This window comes from Clostridium sp. 1001271st1 H5, from assembly GCF_005845215.1.
Classification (GTDB): Bacteria; Bacillota; Clostridia; order Lachnospirales; family Lachnospiraceae; genus Enterocloster.
Map to the genome: position 1 here is coordinate 299353 of NZ_SPHO01000004.1, position 17822 is coordinate 317174.

The following is a 17822-nucleotide window of genomic DNA, read 5'->3' on the forward strand; positions in this document are numbered from 1 at the left end:
GCTGCCGGGGCCTGTAATGGCTGTGTATGTGTGGATAGTTTCAGAGAATTGTACAATATAATTGAGGGAATGTCAATATAATGGCATTCCGGATAAAACTCACTGCGTCTGCGTTCCCCCGGCCAGCAGTCCTTTCACTTTATAATAGCTCTCCAGCTCCCCAACCGTACAGGCCTTGGCTGCCAGCAGCTTCTTGGCCTCGGCCATTGCTTTGCGCTTGGTGCGTCCGGCACCGGACTCGTCGCCCAGGGCTTTTACGTACTGGTCCAGGAGTTCCTCCAGGGTTTCCAGGTCGCCTTTTTCCTGCCGGATGGAATCCAGGTATTTTACTTCCTTCATGGTCAGGCTGGCCTGTTCCAGAAGGTCGGGGCGGCGCTCCAGTGTGCGCTTTATGGATTGCTGCCTGCGCCACTCCTCAATGTTTTTGTGGTGTCCGCTCAAGAGTACTTCCGGGACTTCCATGCCGCGGAACACTTCAGGCCGGGTGTATTGGGGGTATTCCAGCAGATTGTCGTGGAAGGACTCCTCCTCTGCTGAGGTTTCATTGTTCAGCACCCCCGGCACCAGGCGGGAGATGCAGTCTATCATGACCATGGCGGGAAGTTCCCCGCCGGTGAGGACGTAGTCCCCTGCGGAAAGATAGTCCGTGGCAATCAGCTCCAGGGCCCGCTCGTCAATTCCTTCATAATGCCCGCAGAGAAAAACCAGGTCTTCCTCCCTGGCCAGCTCCTGGGCTATGGTCTGGTTAAATACCCTGCCCTGGGGCGTCATGTATATGAGCCTGGGCCTCCTGCCGATGCGGCTGCACAGGGCCTCGTATGCCTCGCACACAGGTCCGGGCTGCATAACCATGCCCGCGCCGCCGCCGTATGGGGCATCGTCCACATGCCTGTGCTTGTCCTTTGAATAATCCCTGATGTCAATGGCTTCCACGGATATGGTTTTGCTCTCCATGGCCCGTCCCGTTATGCTGGTTCCCAGGCCTCCCATGACCATCTCAGGGAACAGTGTCAGTATGTGAAAATTCATCCTGTCTCCTTCCAGCGGTTCTTAAGCTTTGTCTGAAGACGGTACAGGGTGTTCATGGCATCCAGCGGCGTCATGGTGGACAGCTCCAGGCTGTCCAGCTCCCGGATGATGTCGTCGTCCTTTACCGTGTCAAAGAAGGACAGCTGCTGCAGGTCCACCTCATCCGGCTTCGGCACCGCCTTGTGCTGGGTGATGTTGGAGCTGATTTCCGCGATTTCCTTGGCCCTGGCCGTGATGTCCGCATCGCTTAATTCCTCTGCAATTTCTTTTGCCCTGGCTATGACGGAATCCGGCACGCCGGCCAGTTTTGCGACCTGGATGCCGTAACTCTTATCTGCACCGCCGCGGACAATCTTGCGCAGGAACACGATGTCGTCCCCCTGCTCCTTTACCGCTATACAATAATTCTTTACCCCTGCTATGGTGCCCTCCAGCTCTGTCAGCTCATGATAATGGGTGGCGAACAGGGTCTTGGCTCCCAAAAGCTTGGAATTGCTGATGTGTTCTATGACAGCCCAGGCAATGGATAAGCCGTCAAAGGTGCTGGTTCCCCTTCCGATTTCATCCAGCACAAGAAGACTGTTCCTGGTGGCGTTCCGCAGAATGTTGGCCACCTCTGTCATTTCCACCATAAAGGTGCTCTGGCCGCTGGCCAGGTCGTCGGAGGCACCCACCCTGGTGAAAATGCGGTCGCATATGCCGATGTCGGCTTCCTGGGCAGGCACAAAACTGCCCAGCTGGGCCATGAGTACAATCAGGGCCACCTGGCGCATATAGGTGGATTTGCCTGCCATGTTTGGCCCGGTGATAACGGACAGCCGGTTCTTTCCATTGTCTAAGAAGGTATCGTTGGCCACGAACATGTCGTCCCGCATCATCTGCTCCACAACGGGATGACGGCCGTTCTTGATTTGAATCACGCCCTTGTCGTTGATGGAGGGCTTCACATAGTTGCGGCGGGTAGCCACCACGGACAGGGAACAGAATACATCAATTCCGGCTATGGATTTGGCAGTCTTCTGGATACGGACCACCTCTGCTCCGATTTTGTCCCTGACCTGGCAGAACAGGTCGTACTCCAGGGAAACCAGCTTTTCCTCCGCGCCCATGATGATATCTTCCAGCTGCTTTAATTCATCTGTGGTGAACCGTTCTGCATTGGTCAGTGTCTGCTTGCGGATGTAGTAATCCGGCACCTGGTCCTTAAAGGAGTTGGTCACTTCAAAATAATAGCCGAATACCTTGTTGAATTTTACCTTCAGCGTCTTGATGCCTGTTTTTTCTTTTTCCTTTGCCTCTAACTCCGCCAGCCAGTTCTTGCCTTCCGTCTTGGCCTGGCGCAGCTTGTCCGCCTCCTCATTGTAGCCGTCCCTTATGATTCCGCCCTCCCTGACCGTAATGGGCGGGTCCTCCACAATAGAGTCCCCTATGAGCTTAAAAATGTCCTGCAACGGGTCCAGCTCCCTGGCCAGCTCCGCCAGAAGCTCGCTGTTAAACTCTCCCAGTATCCGTTTGATATAAGGAAGCATTTCCAGGGAGCTTCTGAAAGCAATCAGGTCCCTTGGGTTGGCTGTTTTATAGCTGATTCGCCCTATCAGACGCTCCAGGTCATAGATGGGATTTAAATACTCACAGATTTCTTCCCTGGAAATATAGTTCATGTTCAGCTCTTCCACTGCGTTCTGGCGCCTGATGATTTCATCCCTGTGAATCAGCGGCTGTTCGATGCAGGCGCGCAGCAGCCTGGCCCCCATGGCTGTTTTTGTCTTATCCAGAACCCACAAAAGGGTGCCGCGTTTCTGCTTTTCACGCATGGTTTCCACCAGCTCCAGATTCCTTCTGGTGGAGGTGTCTATGACCATGTACTGGCCGGTGGAATAGGGGGTAATGGCGGTGATGTGCTCCAGGGTGCTCTTCTGCGTCTCATAGATATACTGCATCACGGCTCCGGCGGCAATGATGCCCGTGGCATAGTCCTCCAGCCCCAGTCCCACCAGGGCTCCCACCCTGAAATGCTCCATCAGCACCCGCCGGCAGGACTCCTCGCCAAAAAAGCGGCTGTCCAGGGCGGAAATCACTACCTGATAACGGTTTTTAAGCTCGTCCATATCCACGCCGGACATGTAAAAGGCATTGTTGCAGATAATCTCAGATGGGGAAAACTTGTTGATTTCATCGAACAGTTCCCGGTCCGAATCCACCTCAGTCACCATGAAATCCCCGGTGCTGATATCTGCTGTGGATATGCCGTAAACGCCATCCATATATACAATACCCATCAGGTAATTGTTCTTTGTCTCATCCAGCACCTGGGAGCTGGTAATGGTTCCCGGCGTCACCACACGGATTACCTCCCGCTTCACCAGGCCCTTGGCCTGCCTGGGGTCCTCCATCTGCTCTGCGATGGCGACCTTATACCCCTTCTGGACCAGGCGGTACAGGTAGGAATCCACTGCGTGGAACGGAACCCCGCACATAGGGGCCCGCTCAGCAAGACCGCAGTCCTTCCCTGTAAGGGTTATCTCCAGTTCTTTTGACACTGTCAGGGCATCATCGAAAAACATCTCATAGAAGTCCCCCAGACGGTAAAACAGGACACAGTCCGGGTACTCCTTCTTTGTCTCCATATAATGCTGCATCATGGGAGATAATTGTGACAAATCTATCAAAATGCTGACCTCTCTTCTCTAGTATGCTTGGTTTTTCTTGATTTATCTTATTTGGTTTTAATCTGACTGGTTTTGGACGGCTGTGCCTGCTAATTCTCCTTATCAGCCACATGCCCCATGTAATAAAACCCTCTGCTCTCCTGCAAATACACCGGCACCAGCTTTCCAATCATGGATGCATCCCCCGGGAAGTGAACCACTGTGTTGTTGGACAGGCGGCCGGTCATAAGGCCCGGGGTGTGGCTGTTGACCTCTTCCACCAGAACCTCCTGGACGGTTTCTGCATCCCGCCCGCAGACCTCTGCCGAAATATCCTGTACTTCCTTTAAAAGGCGGTCAAACCGTTCCTTCACAACCGCCTCCGGCACCTGGTCCTCCATGGCTGCCGCCGGCGTGCCGGTGCGCTTGGAATAGATGAATGTAAATGCGCTGTCAAACCGCACCTTTCTCACCACATCCATGGTCTCCTCAAAATCCTCATCCGTCTCGCCCGGAAACCCTACAATGATGTCTGTTGTCAGTGAAATGCCCGGCACTGCCTTCTTAATCCGCTCTGCCAAATCCAGATACTGCTCCTTGGTATAGCGGCGGTTCATGACCTTCAGTATCCGGCTGCTGCCGGACTGGAGAGGCAGGTGCAGGTGGCGGCAGATTTTTTTGGACCTGGCCATGACCTCTATAAGTTCGTCGGATAAATCTTTTGGATGGGATGTCATAAAACGGATTCGCTCAATTCCGTCTATTTTTTCCACTTCCTCCAAAAGCCGGGCAAAGGTCATGGGATGGTCCAGGTTCTTTCCATAGGAATTTACATTTTGGCCAAGGAGCATGATTTCCACCACTCCATCCGCTGCCAGCTTCTGTATTTCCTTTATAATTTCTTCCGGCCTGCGGCTGCGCTCCCGCCCCCTTACATAGGGTACGATGCAGTAACTGCAGAAATTATTGCAGCCAAACATGATGTTGACTCCGGATTTGAAGGGGAACTTGCGCTCCACCGGCAAATCCTCCACAATCTGGTCCGTATCCTTCCAGACATCCACCACCATCTTCGGTTTCCCCTGCTTTTGTCCGTCCCCGGTCCGCCGCTCCAGGCACTGGGATACCAGCTCAGCCAGCTTAAATATGTTATGGGTTCCGAAGATTAAATCCACGTAGCGGTAGCTCTTCCTGATTTTAGCCACCACTTCCTCCTCCTGCATCATACAGCCGCACAGGGCAATCATCATGTCAGGATGTTTCTTCTTATAGGCCCCCAGCTGTCCCAGCCGGCCGTAAACCCGCAGGTTGGCATTTTCCCGCACCGTACAGGTGTTGTAGAGCACAAAATCCGCTTCCTCTGATTCCACGGCCCTGTAGCCGATGGTTTCCAGAATTCCCAAAAGCTTTTCCGAATCCCTGGCATTCATCTGGCATCCGAAGGTGTTGATGCAGCAGGTAAGGGGGCGTCCCAGTCTGGCGGAGCATTCAGCCAGCTGTCTCCTGGCCCGCTCCATGAAGTACTGCTGCCGCTCTGGCTCCGCGGCAGGCGGTCCCTGGTTTATGGTTGTCTCTGCATTTTCTATGTTGTCCATGGTATCTCTGGATTCTTCCATTTATCTGCTCCTTAGCTTCTATTTAAGTATTTCCGTCTTTCCTGAAACGCATAGCAGGCCGGGCCTTTTGCACGGTCCAGCCAATCATGATTAACAGTATGAATTTTACTTTAAAATGGCCGGGAAGTCAACCAAGTATTGGAGCAGGGGCAGAAAATGCCCTGCTCCAACTATTTTGCCCCGCAGCCGGTGGTTCAAACCAACTGCCAAGCCCTTACTGCAGGTTAATGGCTATGGCAACAGCAATGGCCGCGGTTCCCATAAGGAAGAAAAACGCCTGCATCTTAATCTGGAATTTTGCCCATTTTCCCCAGTCAATCCTGGCAACGCCCAGGACCCCAATCAGACTGGCGGAAACAGGTGTGAACGCATCCACAAATCCGGCGCCCATCTGGAATGCCAGCACAGCCACCTGGCGTGTGACGCCTACCAGGTCCGCAAGAGGCGCCATGATGGGCATGGTCAGGGCTGCCTGTCCTGAGTTGGAGGTTACAATCAGATTAAAGCAGCTCTGGAACAGGTACATGAACAGTGCGCCGATAAATGAGGGCACTCCTGCCAGTGCATTTCCAATGGTGTACAAAATCGTATTCAGCGTGGAAGCCACATTTGCATCGGAACCGCCCAGCACCAGAAGGATTCCTTTGGCCATACCCACAACCACCGCGGTTCCCGCCAGGTCGGCCACGCCGCTCTGGAATGCAGAGGCCATTCCGTTAACCGTCATGTCATTGAGCTTAAAAATAACTGCGGTCACACCGGCCGCAAATCCCATCACAAAGAACTGGGAGGCGATTTCCGGGATATAATAGCCTTCACTGGTAACTCCCCAGATAATCCAAATCAGGACTGCCAGCATCTCCAGAAGAATCAGCTTATGGCCCAGGTTAAACTCCCTTTCCTCCTCTGATACGCTGGTCATCCTTCCCCTGAAATAGGCGTCGCTCTCATATACCACGGAGTGGGCGGGATTCTTACGTACCTTTTCAGCGTAAATCATCATATATCCTGCAGAAAGCAGAGTGACAATCACCCACATGACCAGACGGAAGCCTGCGCCGGACAGAACCGGTATTCCGGCTATTCCCTGGGCCACTGCAACGGAAAAGGGGCTCATCCATGAAACCGCGTTGCCCACCTGGGACGCCACATAAGTAACAGTAATGGCCACAATGGAGTCATAGCCCAGCGCAATTACAAAGGGCACCATAATCATAGAAAAGGGAATGCACTCCTCCGCCATTCCAAAGGTGGCGCCTCCCAGTGAAAACAGGATGAATAACAGCGGCAGGGCCAGGCGTTCCAATCCCTTTGTCTTCTTGATAAAGGCGTAAATGCCTGCATCAATGGCCCCTGTTTTCATAATGATGCCAAAGGAGCCTCCCACCACCAGAATCAATGCGCAGATACCGACTGCTGAGCCGGAACGGTCCCCTGTCACCAGGCCCTCAAACACATAGTTCAGGAAGCCGAATCCCCCAAAATCCTCTGTGCCCCATATCTTCGCCGTCTTATGGAGCTTCTGGCTGGTATCATAGATGGATTCGCCGTACTGTCCGTACAGCACGTCATCTGTCAGCCCCAGTTCATCCAGGTCCTCCTGGGTCCACTCAGACGAATCCGTGTCAAGAAATGCATCCAGCTCACCCGGGGCAACACCCAGGGATTCCATCAATGCTTCATCCCCGCTCATGGCTGTCAGGTCATTCTTCACCGCTTCCTGGTCCAGACGATAGCTGTAGCGGAATGTGTCCGCCATAAGCACGGTCTTTGTCTTGACCGCACCGTTGGAATCCGTATATTCCACCTTGTGGGTACTGAATTTTCCTGCCGGAATCAAAAATGTCAGCATCCAGCATACGAATATAGCAGCAAATATAATGGCGTACGTATGGGGCGTCTTCATCTTTGTATAATCCCGCTTCGGGGCGCCGGCCTTCTTTTTGTTGTTAAATGGCATGGTTTGTCTCTCTCCTTATGATAGAAATATTAAGGCCGCCAGGTATGCGGCCTGTCAGACATGCCATTCCATTTTACCCTAATACCTGAAATTTAACAATACAAATTTCGGGTTATTTCGATTTCGGTCTTTGGATTTTTATGAGGATTCCGACGGTTCTTCCGTCACCCCCTCCCCAGTTTCTCTCCTTACTCCTCCCCTTCATCCTCGTATTCCCGTTCCAGCCTGTCTGCCCTTTTCTTTTCAATCCTTACTATCGCCACTTTTGTGAGCAGGAATACCGCAGCAAAGATCAGCACCCCCGGAACCATCTCGTTGGCATCCAGGTTTTCCTGTCTTGTACTGCGCCAGAAAAACAGGATGAAAACCAGGGCGCCCACTGTAACGGAAACAAGATTGCGTCTGACACGCTGTTTCCGGCCGCTGTTTTCCGGCTGGTACAGGCTGAATTTCAGCTGCCTTGCCCTTACATACTGATACAGGGGAGCCAGAATCAATACGACATATTCCACCACGCAGTCCCGTATTCCTTTCCCCAGCAGCAGGACCTTCACTGCAAAGGCCGCCGCCACAAATACATACATAATCATTGCCATCTCACTTAATATTTTATTTCTTACCTGTGTCATTCGTTCATCCATCATATCAGGATTCTCCTTTCGTTTCCTCCGGTTTCCGTTCCCTCCGGTTTTCATATTTCCTGTTACTCCTCCCAGAACAGTTCATCCAGTGTCTTGTGAAGCACCCTGCAGATTGCCAGGCAAAGATTCAGCGTCGGGTTGTACTTCCCCGCCTCTATCATTCCAATGGTCTGGCGGGTTACGCCTACCAGCTCCGCCAGTTCCTCCTGGGATAAATCCATGCCTGCCCTGGCTGCTTTCATTTTCAGGTTCTTCCCTGCCATTCCATTCCTCCTCTCAGGACCTCTATCCTCTTCCTTATTTAACGTTCTATATTGCATATTATAATTTATATCTTCCCGAATGTAAAGTATATATTGCATTTTGTTTATTACATTTTCCTTAAGGCATGTCCCAGTGGCGGAAGCTGTAAATCCCGTTTTTCAGAGCCAGGGCAGCCCATGCAGGTTTCCTCCTGTCATCAGCAGGAAACCTGCATGGGCGCTGCCGGTATCCTGGGCATTTCCTTGTACTTCTTAGGCGGCATCCCCACCACCTTCTTAAATGCCCGCGAAAAATAATACTGATTGTCATATCCCAGATGCTGGGCCACCTGATATATATGCAGGTCCGTGCTGCTGAGAAGATAGCAGGCCTGCTCCATTTTCATGTTAATGTAATAGTCCATGGGAGCACACTGGACGCATTCCTTAAAGACTGCATTGAGATAGCTCTCTGACAATCCCGCTTCCCTTGCAATCCGGGTCAGTGTCAGATTCTCCTGCAGATGCTCCCTCATATAGGCAGTCACGCGATTCAGATATTGATTCTTTGCTGTCCTGCATCTTCTCTCCAAAGCAATCTCCTCTTTTCTTCATTTTGTATTTCTTCTGATTCCTATTATAAAAAAACAGAGGGATTTATCCTTGAAAATCATGCGCAGAAAAGGGAATATATTGAGTTTTTTATGTAAAAATGTTATAATTCATGGAATATAACCAGACAATATTGAGATTAAAGGAGTCCAATGCCATGACATCTAAAATCCGGATTATCACCAACGAGCATCAGGAAGAGCTGAAGGAACACGGCACCTATGAATTTCCTGTCCTTGTCAGCGATGAGGCCCTGTCCAGATTCTATACCGGTTCCTTCCAATGGCACTGGCACACGGAAATTGAGCTCACCCTGTTCACAGAGGGAACCATGGTATATCAAATCAATGACCGGATATTCCGCCCCAGGGCCGGCCAGGCTCTCTTTGGCAATTCCAATACCATGCACACCGGCCGCATGGAGGACGGACATGACTGCAAATACATTTCCATCACCTTCCATCCCAGGCTGCTGTACGGCTATCAGGGAAGCCGGATTGCCAGCCGGTATACGCAGCCCCTGACGGAAAGCGCTGCTCTTCCTGCTGTCTGCTTCGACCTGTCGGAGGAATGGCACAGGGAAGTTATCAGGCTTCTGGAGGATATCATACGCATCGACGGCCTCCGCTACCACACCTATGAAATGGATATACAGATGGACCTGTGCTGTTTCTGGAAGCTTTTATACCTGCACTGTCTCCCTGTTCAGGAACCGGCCCATTCAGCCGGCATGAAAAACCAGGAACGGATTCGCCAGATGCTCTCCTTCATCCATGAAAACTATCAGTCTGACATCACCCTGGACGATATTTCCCGGCACATCCATATCTGCAAGAGCGAGTGCTGCCGGGTCTTTAAGGGTTACATGAAGGAATCTCTCTTTGAATACCTCCTAAAATACCGCATTGAAAAGAGCATCCCCGATGTGCTGGAAGGAAGGCTGACCATGACCGAGACAGCGCTCAGGGCCGGCTTCACCGACCCCAACTATTTCTCCAAGGTCTTTCATAAAATAAAGGGCTGCTCTCCCAGAACCTACCGGAAGAACCGTTCCGCTACACCGCTTTCGTAACTCCGGTCCGTTTCACCTTGTCGATGCCGCCTGACATGTGGGAAATCTGGTTTCCCATGAAAACAGCCCTCTGTACACAGTCCTCCCCATACCGTTTCCTAATCTCGTCCACGGCCGTGTCCAGCCTGGAGTATTTATCATGGAGTCCCTTATCAAAGAGCTGATACTGGTAATGGCCTTTGGGGCTGACCTTTCCTGTATGGACTCCTATCTGGCGGATGGGGGAATGATTCCACAGGCTGTCAAACAGGCTGCAGGCAGCTTCGTAGATTTCCAGGGTGGTGTCTGTAGCGGAAATCAGGGTAGTCTGCCTGGAACTGTGGAAAAACTCCCGGTCCGTGATGGAAATGCCCACGCAGGCAGCCTCCATGCCGTCAGCCCTGAGCCTGGCGCATACAGTCTCCGTAAGGGACAGGATGACCTGTCCGGCTGTCTCCCGGTCCGTCACATCGCAGGGCGTGGTCATGGAATTGCCGTATCCTTTATTCCGGGGAAGCTCCCTCAGGAAAGGGGACACATCCCTTCCGTTGGCATAATTCCAGATAAACTCTCCCTGCTTTTTAAGATGTCTTTTTAACAGCTCCAAATCCGCGGCAGCCAGCTCCCCTATGGTCCTTATTCCCAGGGCGCCCAGCTTTCTCACTGTGGCAGGCCCTGCCCAGAACAGCCGGCTTACAGGCAATGGCCACATCTTTCTCTCTATCTCCCCGGTAAACAGAGTGTGGACCTGGTCCGGCTTTTGGAACTCAGAGGCCATCTTGGCCAGCATTTTATTGTCCGACACACCGATGTTCACGGTAAAGCCCAGCTCCCGGTAAATCTCTTCCTTCAGCTGATGGGCAAACGCTGTGTGTGTTCCCCACAGCCCCCTTGTCCCCTCCACCTGGCAGAACGCCTCATCAATGCTGTACTGGTGGACATAGGGTGAGTACTTCCTGAGCAGCTCCACAAGTGCTCTGGAGCAGCTCACATACAGGTTGTAATCCGGAGGCAGGATTACAAGTCCCGGACATTTGCACCTGGCCTCCGCCAGTGTCTCCCCTGTCCTGATTCCATACCGTTTGGCGGGGCCGGATTTGGCCAGCACGATGCCGTGCCGGTCTGCCTCGCTTCCTCCGATGACAGAGGGAATGCCCCGCAGGTCCAAATCCTCTCCCAGGATGCAGACCCGGTAGGCTGCCGTCCAGCTCAGATAGGCGCTGTTCACATCCACATGGTACCATACCTGCTCTCCTGTACTGCTCATGACAGGGTCCTGAAAAATGACCACTTATGGGTGGATATACGGTATCTCAGCTCTATAAGGCGCCTCTGTCCCTCTGCCACGGCCCAGCACACAAAGCTGATATGCTCCATGCCGCAGTACTTTTCCTCCCTGGAAGAGACAATGCTCTCAATCTTCACTGTAATGATTCCGTGCTCCCCATTCTCATACCGGAACCAGAGGGGCGTCATATCCCCCAATGTACTGCAGGCGCCAAACATCTGTATGGGTATATTTAAAGCCGCCACTGCTTTCACCTCCTGATTCCAATATATCAGAACATACGTTCTGTTTCAAGTGGGAATTGTTGGTTACTGCCTGCAGGCTGCGGCTGGTGTGATTTGATTGGAAACTTAAGCAGGCTGCTATTCCTTATTGAATCGTGAAACGGTTCTTCTCATAAGAAATCACACCGTCCTTCTGCATCCTGGACAGCTCCGCCGACAGCGCGCTCCTGTCCACAGACAGATAGTCCGCCATCTGCTGGCGGTTAAAGGGCACTGTTATGGTGCGGCTTTCCTGTTTCACGGATTCCTGGGACAGGTACACCATAACCCTCTCCCGCAGGGACTTGGGCGTAATGATATCCATTTTTTTCGTGAGCATCAGGTTCTTCCCGGCCAGTACATACATCAGGCTCCTTATCAAACGGTTGTGGAAATCGCAGCTGGAGGAGCAGGTTGTCAGAATGCGGTTCACGTCCATAAACAGGATTCCGGAGCGTTCCGACGCCTGCACATCCACCATCAGGGGTTCTCCCTTAAGGCATGCATAAGTCTCCCCGAATATCTGGCCCTTTCCTATATTCTCGATGATTTTCCTGTTTCCCCACACATCGTCCTTAATAATATTTACAGCCCCTTCCATCACCACCCCAAGACGGCCTGTCACATCGCCTGCCCTGTATATATAGGCATCCTTGCCATAGGTCCGTTCTTCCGCTGAAAGGCATGTGAGCATGGCCTCTATCTCCTCCTCCTTAATTCCATGAAACAGCTTTGTTCCTGCCAACAGATGAATATCCATATTTTTCTCCTTTAACGTTGTTTCAACAACTTACTTGTTGTCAAAATTATATTATACTTCATCCATACCGTCAAGGGCAGGCAGGACATGCCGCCCATTCACGCATATTTAAGAGGAGGATACAGAATGGAACACAATATGTTTTGTTTTCAATGTGAACAGACCGCGGGATGCAGCGGATGTATGGGAAAGGCAGGCGTGTGCGGCAAAACAGCTGCCACTGCCGGGATTCAGGACCAGCTCACAGGAGCCCTCATCGGCCTTGCCAGGGCCGCGGAGGGGAAAGAACACAACCGGGAAGCAGACCGCCTTATTGTAAAAGGACTGTTTGCCACCCTTACCAATGTAAGCTTTGATGACAATGCCCTGAATGAACTTCTGGAGGAAGCCGGACGCTTAAAGGATTCCCTGTCCCCTCTGTGCAGCTCCTGCACATCAGAATGCGGCAAGACAGAAGATTTTGACCTGAACCGGCTCTGGACCGGTAACGAGGATATCCGCTCCCTCAAATCCCTCATTCTTTTCGGCATGAGAGGAATGGCAGCCTATGCGTATCATGCCATGGTGCTGGGCCATGAGGACAGAAGGGTCATGGACTATTTCTATAAAGGACTGTTTGCCGTCGGATATGACAGCTATACAATCCAGGACCTTCTGCCCCTTGTCATGGAACTGGGCGCCGTGAATCTGGACTGCATGGCGCTGCTTGACAAGGCCAACCGCCGGGCCTTCGGCATCCCTGCACCGGCGCAGGTAAGCCTTACCGTGGAAAAAGGTCCCTTCATCGTTATCTCCGGCCATGACCTTCACGATTTAAAGCTTTTACTGGAACAGACCCAGGGCAAGGGCATCCGCATATATACCCACGGGGAAATGCTGCCCGCCCACGCCTACCCTGAGCTCAGAAAATACGGACACCTGAAAGGCAACTTCGGAACCGCATGGCAGAACCAGCAAACGGAATTTGCAGACCTTCCGGCCCCTGTGCTCTTTACCACCAACTGCCTGATGCCGCCCAGGCCGTCTTACTCTGACCGGGTATTCACCACTGCCGTGGTATCCTATCCGGGCATGGTCCATATTGACGACCGCAAGGACTTCTCTCCGGTCATCGAAAAGGCCCTGGAACTGGGCGGATACAAGGAGGATACCACTATACCCGGAATCAACGGCGGTACCAGCGTTACCACCGGCTTTGGCAGGGAGGCTGTTCTGGCTGCCGCAGGCACTGTGGCGGAAGCTGTGAATCAGAAGGCGCTGCGCCATATCTTCCTGGTAGGCGGCTGCGACGGAGCCCGTCCAGGCAGGAATTACTACACGGACTTTGTAAAGCAGACGCCTGAGGATACGCTGGTACTGACCCTGGCCTGCGGCAAATACCGTTTTAATGACCTGGAGCTTGGAACCCTGGCCGGCCTTCCCCGCCTTCTGGACATGGGCCAGTGTAACGATGCCTTTGGCGCCATCCAGGTGGCCGTGGCCCTGTCAGAGGCGTTCGGCTGCTCAGTCAACGACCTGCCCCTTACCCTGGTGCTGTCCTGGTATGAGCAGAAGGCTGTCTGTATCCTTTTAAGCCTGCTGCATCTTGGCATTAAGAACATTTACCTGGGCCCCACCCTTCCGGCCTTCCTCTCGCCGGCCATACTGGATTATCTGGTGGAACAGTTTGATATCCGCCCCATCTCCACTCCTGGGAAGGACCTGGCCGCGATGTTGGCCTGACATCCCGGCAGTGAGACAGGAATCTCACTGTGCAGAGAAAAGAGGACCTGTACGCCGCAGCCGGCATACAGGTCCCTGTCCCATTGTTCTCTCAATTTTATTGTTTCCCAACGTTCCGCTTACTCTTCTTTTCTTTCATTTTTCCCATGTTTGACAAATACATATTCCCTGTCCCCAGATTTCTCCCGGCTGTAGCAATACCCCAGCCGGTCAAAATCCTTAAGGCCTTCCGCGTCCCGGATGTCCCGTTCTGCCATGAACCGGACCATTTCCCCTCTGGCCATCTTGGCCTCGGTGGCTTTCACCTTTACCCCGGCACCGCCCTTTCCATCCTCAGAAAGGGTGCCGAACACACAGGTCACATACTCAATATGGGATTCCAGATACGGCTCCACCGCCCTGCTGTATTCCCTGGAAGCCAGATTCACAATCAGCGTCTCATCTGCGGCCAGCTCCCGGTAAATGGAACTTCCCCAATAGTCATAAAGGCTCCTGATACCTGAAGGCAGTTCCACCTTTGCCTGCATCTCCAGGCGGTACGGCACAATACCGTCCAAGGGCCTAAGGACGCCGTAAAACCCGGACAGGATACGCAGATGCTCCTGCACATAGTCCCACTGTCCCTGCTCAAACACACCCGGCGCCATGTACTGGTACTGGATTCCCTCATAGGACAAAAGGGCCGGTGTCAGGCGCCGTTCCAGGTCCATATCCTTAAAACGGCCGTAGTTAAGCCGGGCTATGGTTTCATTGCACTTCCACAGCTGTCTGGCCCGGTCCAAATCCAGATTCTGTATGTATTTCTTCAGTTCTTCTGCCTTTGAAAGGAAACAGGGAAGATTCGCCCATTCCAGCTCGTCTTCCCTGATATTCATTTTTTTGGCAGGCGATATAATTATCTTCATCCTGTCCCTTACTCCACTTTTTCTATCCTTGGAAAATACGTAAACAGCACCTTGGCTATAATCTTGTCCTTCTCCACAAACTGGTTCTTCCAGAACCGGGCATCCAGGGAATTATTCCTGTTGTCCCCCATCATGAAATAGCACCCTTCCGGCACTGTATAGGGACCATAGGAGCCTTCCATTGGTTCGGGAAGATAGGGCTCGTCCAGCGGGGTGTCGGAATCATCGATATAGACTTTTCCGTCCACCACGTTCACGGTCTCGCCCGGAAGCCCTATGACACGCTTCACGTAGTAGATTTTTCCCGTCGGGTCGTCCGGAAAATGGAAAATCACCACATCACCCCTCTCAGGGTCGCTGGCCAGGTAGGACAGCCTGGAGCCGATAACGCGGCTCTTGGACATAATGGTGTTCTCCATGGAGCCGGTTGGAACACGGCTGTTGGCTATGATAAAGTTGTTAAGGACCAGGGCGATGATAACCGCTGCCACGATAATCTGTATCCAGCTGATAATCTCCTTTTTCCAGCTGAAGGGTTCTTCCTCCTGCTGTTTTCTGCTCCCTTTCTTCCTGCTTTCCTCTTCGGGCATATATATTTCCTCTTTTCCTGCATTCTGTCTGACGGAGCCGGGAACACATGTAAAATGGCCCGGCTCCTCTGTCGCTGTCATCAGCGAATCTGGCCATCCCCGTAAATAATGTATTTGGTGGTGGTCAGTTCCTTAAGGCCCATGGGGCCTCTGGCATGAAGCTTCTGGGTGCTGATGCCGATTTCCGCTCCGAAACCGAATTCCTCACCGTCCGTGAAGCGGGTGGAGGCGTTGACATAGACAGCCGCGGCGTCCACCTCGTTTAAAAACTTCTGGGCATTGAAATAATCAGAGGTCACGATTGTTTCCGAGTGGCCTGTATTGTAGGTATTGATATGGCGGACAGCCTCATCCACAGAGTCCACCAGCTTTAAGGACAGGATATAATCCAGGTATTCCCTTCCCCAGTCCTCCTGGGTGGCCCGGACAAAGGCCGGCTCAATGGCGCAGGCATCCTCGTCTCCCCGAATCTCCACCTGCTTTTCCTCCAGCTTCTTTCTGAGAAGGGGAAGGAATTCCTCTGCAATGCTTCTGTGCACCAGCAGGGATTCGCATGCATTGCACACGCCGATTCTCTGGGTCTTGGCATTGAAAATAATGTCCAGGGCCATATTCTGGTCCGCGGAAGCGTCCACATACACATGGCAGTTGCCTGTGCCTGTCTCTATAACCGGGATGGTGCTGTTTTCCACCACGGTCTTTATGAGTCCTGCTCCTCCCCTGGGGATGAGCACATCGATATACCGGTTTAAACGCATCAGTTCCCTGGTGGTGTCCCTGCTGGTATCCTCAATCAGCTGGACCGAGTCCTCCGGCAGGCCCGCGCTTGAGAGTCCTGCACGCAGGCACCGGGTAATGGCCATATTGGAGTGGAGGGCGTCGCTTCCGCCCTTTAAGATAACTGCATTGCCTGATTTGAAACAAAGGCCGAATGCGTCTGCCGTCACATTGGGACGGGCCTCATAAATCATACCGATGACCCCCAGAGGCACACGCTTCTGCCCTATCTGAAGCCCGTTGGGGCGAAGCTTCATGGACAGCACTTCTCCTACAGGGTCATCCAGGGAGGCCACCTGCAGCAGGCCGTCTGCCATGGCCTGAACCCTGGCCGGCGTCAGCTTAAGGCGGTCCAGCAGTCCCTGGCTCATGCCGTCGGATTTGGCCTTGTCGTAATCCCGGAAATTGGCCTCAAGTATTTCCTCCTCGCCTTCCAGCAAGGCCCTGGCCGCTTCCTCCAGTCCCATATTCTTCTCCCTGGAGCCCAGGGTACCCAGTACACGCGATACTTCTTTGGCACGGCTGCCTATTTCATTCAATGTCATCATAATCTCCCCTTCACAATGCATCAGACTTCCTTGATTCCGCCATGTTTCTTTCCCAAATCCGTGATGGAGCCGTCCGGCTCCTTGATGGATATGTTATTCAGGTTATTGCGGAGACTTCCACGAATGGCTGCCACATACTCCTGGCGCAGCCGGGCCTGTTCTTCCTTCTCCTGGTCCGTCAGTCCCACTGCCTGGGACTTGTGATACAGTTCATTGATACGGTCAATCCTTGACGCGTCCATACATTCACCTCTTTCAGGGTCCTGGCACCCGGCCGGGTGCAGACTGTTAGTATTCATTGTTCAGATAATGCATCAAATCAAAATCCAGATTGGTGTGGGCCAGGAACAGGGTTCCCTTTTCCTTGCCTGACATAATGTCCAGTATGACATCCACCTGGTCTCCGTTGGCAATGACCATATCGGCTCCGCTGTCCGTGGCAATCCGGGCCGCTGCCAGCTTGGCTGACATTCCTCCGGTACCCACATCGCTGCCTGACGTATCCTTGCCCATGCGTAAAAATTCAGGCGTGATTTCAGGCACCAGGCTGATGAATCCGGCCTCCGGGTTCTCTCTGGGGTCATCTGTATAAAGTCCGTCTATGTCGGATAACAGGATGAGCAGGTCTGCTCCGATAAGGGCCGCCACAATGGCCGACAGCCGGTCATTGTCGCCAAAGCTGTCCACATACGGAATCTCCGAGGTGGACACCGTATCGTTTTCATTGACAATGGGTATGGTTCCCAGATTCAGCAGCTCGTCAAAGGTGTTCTGGGCATTGTACCTGGAAGAATCATTGACCATGGTATCCTTTGTGAGAAGAACCTGGGCCGCTGTCTGGTTGTATTCCGCAAAAAGCTTCTGGTAAATCATCATGAGCCTGGCCTGGCCCACAGCTGCAAACGCCTGCTTCTCAGCCAGGGAACCCGGCTTCCTGTGATGGCCCAGGGCCTGCCGCCCTGCCGCAATAGCTCCGGAGGACACCAGGACCACGTCCTTTCCCTGTCCCCTCAGGTCGCTGATGACCCGCACCAGCTTCTCTATCTTCATCAGGTTCACTTCCCCTGTCTGTACATGGGTAAGGGAAGATGAGCCAATCTTAATCACAATCCTCTGCTTCTCTGCAAGATTCTGACGTTCCTGGGTTTCCATGATATACTCCTTTATCTC

At 52.7% G+C, this 17822-nt stretch carries 17 protein-coding genes; 2 read left to right on the forward strand and 15 right to left on the reverse strand.

Features of this window, described 5'->3' with window-relative positions:
• Positions 1-99: 99 nt before the first annotated feature.
• The 7 genes from trmD to FGS84_RS08230 form a co-directional block, all read right to left on the reverse strand.
• Positions 100-1029 (reverse strand): tRNA (guanosine(37)-N1)-methyltransferase TrmD, encoded by a 930-nt coding sequence (gene trmD / locus FGS84_RS08200; protein WP_138307433.1) that lies wholly within the window; start codon positions 1027-1029, stop codon positions 100-102.
• Entirely contained in the window at positions 1026-3671 is a 2646-nt protein-coding gene (gene mutS, locus FGS84_RS08205; RefSeq protein WP_171042569.1) for a DNA mismatch repair protein MutS, read from the reverse strand. The genes trmD and mutS overlap by 4 nt, the downstream gene beginning before the upstream one ends.
• 116 nt (positions 3672-3787) lie before the next feature.
• A complete protein-coding gene (gene miaB / locus FGS84_RS08210) occupies positions 3788-5272 on the reverse strand; it encodes a tRNA (N6-isopentenyl adenosine(37)-C2)-methylthiotransferase MiaB (RefSeq protein WP_347563810.1) in 1485 nt (494 codons plus the stop codon).
• Positions 5273-5507: 235 nt separating this feature from the next.
• Entirely contained in the window at positions 5508-7253 is a 1746-nt protein-coding gene (yfcC, locus tag FGS84_RS08215; protein ID WP_138307436.1) for a putative basic amino acid antiporter YfcC, read from the reverse strand.
• 188 nt (positions 7254-7441) lie between these two features.
• Positions 7442-7897 (reverse strand): DUF6773 family protein, encoded by a 456-nt coding sequence (locus tag FGS84_RS08220; protein ID WP_138307438.1) that lies wholly within the window; start codon positions 7895-7897, stop codon positions 7442-7444.
• Between the two features lie 59 nt (positions 7898-7956).
• Positions 7957-8157: a helix-turn-helix transcriptional regulator gene (locus tag FGS84_RS08225; protein WP_138307440.1), complete on the reverse strand. Its 201-nt coding sequence runs from the start codon at positions 8155-8157 to the stop codon at positions 7957-7959.
• Between the two features lie 197 nt (positions 8158-8354).
• The gene (locus FGS84_RS08230) at positions 8355-8729 is read right to left on the reverse strand and encodes an AraC family transcriptional regulator (RefSeq protein WP_138307442.1); all 375 of its coding nucleotides are present in this window, start codon (positions 8727-8729) and stop codon (positions 8355-8357) included.
• A gap of 176 nt (positions 8730-8905) precedes the next feature.
• Between FGS84_RS08230 and FGS84_RS08235 the strand changes: the two genes are divergently transcribed.
• On the forward strand, positions 8906-9820 hold the full coding sequence (locus FGS84_RS08235) for an AraC family transcriptional regulator (protein WP_138307444.1): 915 nt from the start codon (positions 8906-8908) through the stop codon (positions 9818-9820).
• Here the strand turns inward: FGS84_RS08235 and FGS84_RS08240 are convergent.
• The 3 genes from FGS84_RS08240 to FGS84_RS08250 all read right to left on the reverse strand — a co-directional run bounded on the left by FGS84_RS08240 (position 9804) and on the right by FGS84_RS08250 (position 12110).
• Positions 9804-11066, reverse strand: coding sequence for a DNA polymerase IV (locus FGS84_RS08240; RefSeq protein ID WP_138307446.1), 1263 nt, complete (start codon positions 11064-11066; stop codon positions 9804-9806). The genes FGS84_RS08235 and FGS84_RS08240 overlap by 17 nt on opposite strands.
• The gene (locus FGS84_RS08245) at positions 11063-11332 is read right to left on the reverse strand and encodes a hypothetical protein (protein ID WP_138307448.1); all 270 of its coding nucleotides are present in this window, start codon (positions 11330-11332) and stop codon (positions 11063-11065) included. The genes FGS84_RS08240 and FGS84_RS08245 overlap by 4 nt, the downstream gene beginning before the upstream one ends.
• A gap of 124 nt (positions 11333-11456) precedes the next feature.
• On the reverse strand, positions 11457-12110 hold the full coding sequence (locus FGS84_RS08250) for a Crp/Fnr family transcriptional regulator (RefSeq protein WP_138307450.1): 654 nt from the start codon (positions 12108-12110) through the stop codon (positions 11457-11459).
• Positions 12111-12236: 126 nt separating this feature from the next.
• Here FGS84_RS08250 and hcp point away from each other — a divergent pair, with 126 nt between their 5' ends.
• Positions 12237-13832, forward strand: a complete 1596-nt coding sequence (gene hcp, locus FGS84_RS08255) for a hydroxylamine reductase (RefSeq protein WP_138307452.1) — start codon at positions 12237-12239, stop codon at positions 13830-13832.
• A gap of 119 nt (positions 13833-13951) precedes the next feature.
• Here the strand turns inward: hcp and yaaA are convergent, their stop codons facing one another.
• Genes yaaA through proB form a run of 5 tightly spaced genes read right to left on the reverse strand, consistent with a single transcriptional unit; the run spans position 13952 to position 17804 of the window.
• Positions 13952-14737 carry a peroxide stress protein YaaA gene (gene yaaA, locus FGS84_RS08260; protein WP_138307454.1) on the reverse strand — a complete coding sequence of 262 codons (786 nt, stop codon included), beginning with the start codon at positions 14735-14737 and terminating at the stop codon, positions 13952-13954.
• 8 nt (positions 14738-14745) lie between these two features.
• A complete protein-coding gene (gene lepB, locus FGS84_RS08265; RefSeq protein ID WP_138307456.1) occupies positions 14746-15408 on the reverse strand; it encodes a signal peptidase I in 663 nt (220 codons plus the stop codon).
• Positions 15408-16649, reverse strand: a complete 1242-nt coding sequence (locus FGS84_RS08270) for a glutamate-5-semialdehyde dehydrogenase (protein ID WP_138307530.1) — start codon at positions 16647-16649, stop codon at positions 15408-15410. Before FGS84_RS08270 ends, lepB begins: the two co-directional genes overlap by 1 nt.
• A 23-nt stretch (positions 16650-16672) precedes the next feature.
• Positions 16673-16894, reverse strand: a complete 222-nt coding sequence (locus tag FGS84_RS08275; protein ID WP_138307457.1) for a DUF896 domain-containing protein — start codon at positions 16892-16894, stop codon at positions 16673-16675.
• A 46-nt stretch (positions 16895-16940) separates the two neighbouring features.
• Positions 16941-17804, reverse strand: coding sequence for a glutamate 5-kinase (gene proB / locus FGS84_RS08280; RefSeq protein ID WP_138307459.1), 864 nt, complete (start codon positions 17802-17804; stop codon positions 16941-16943).
• Between the last annotated feature and the right edge of the window lie 18 nt (positions 17805-17822).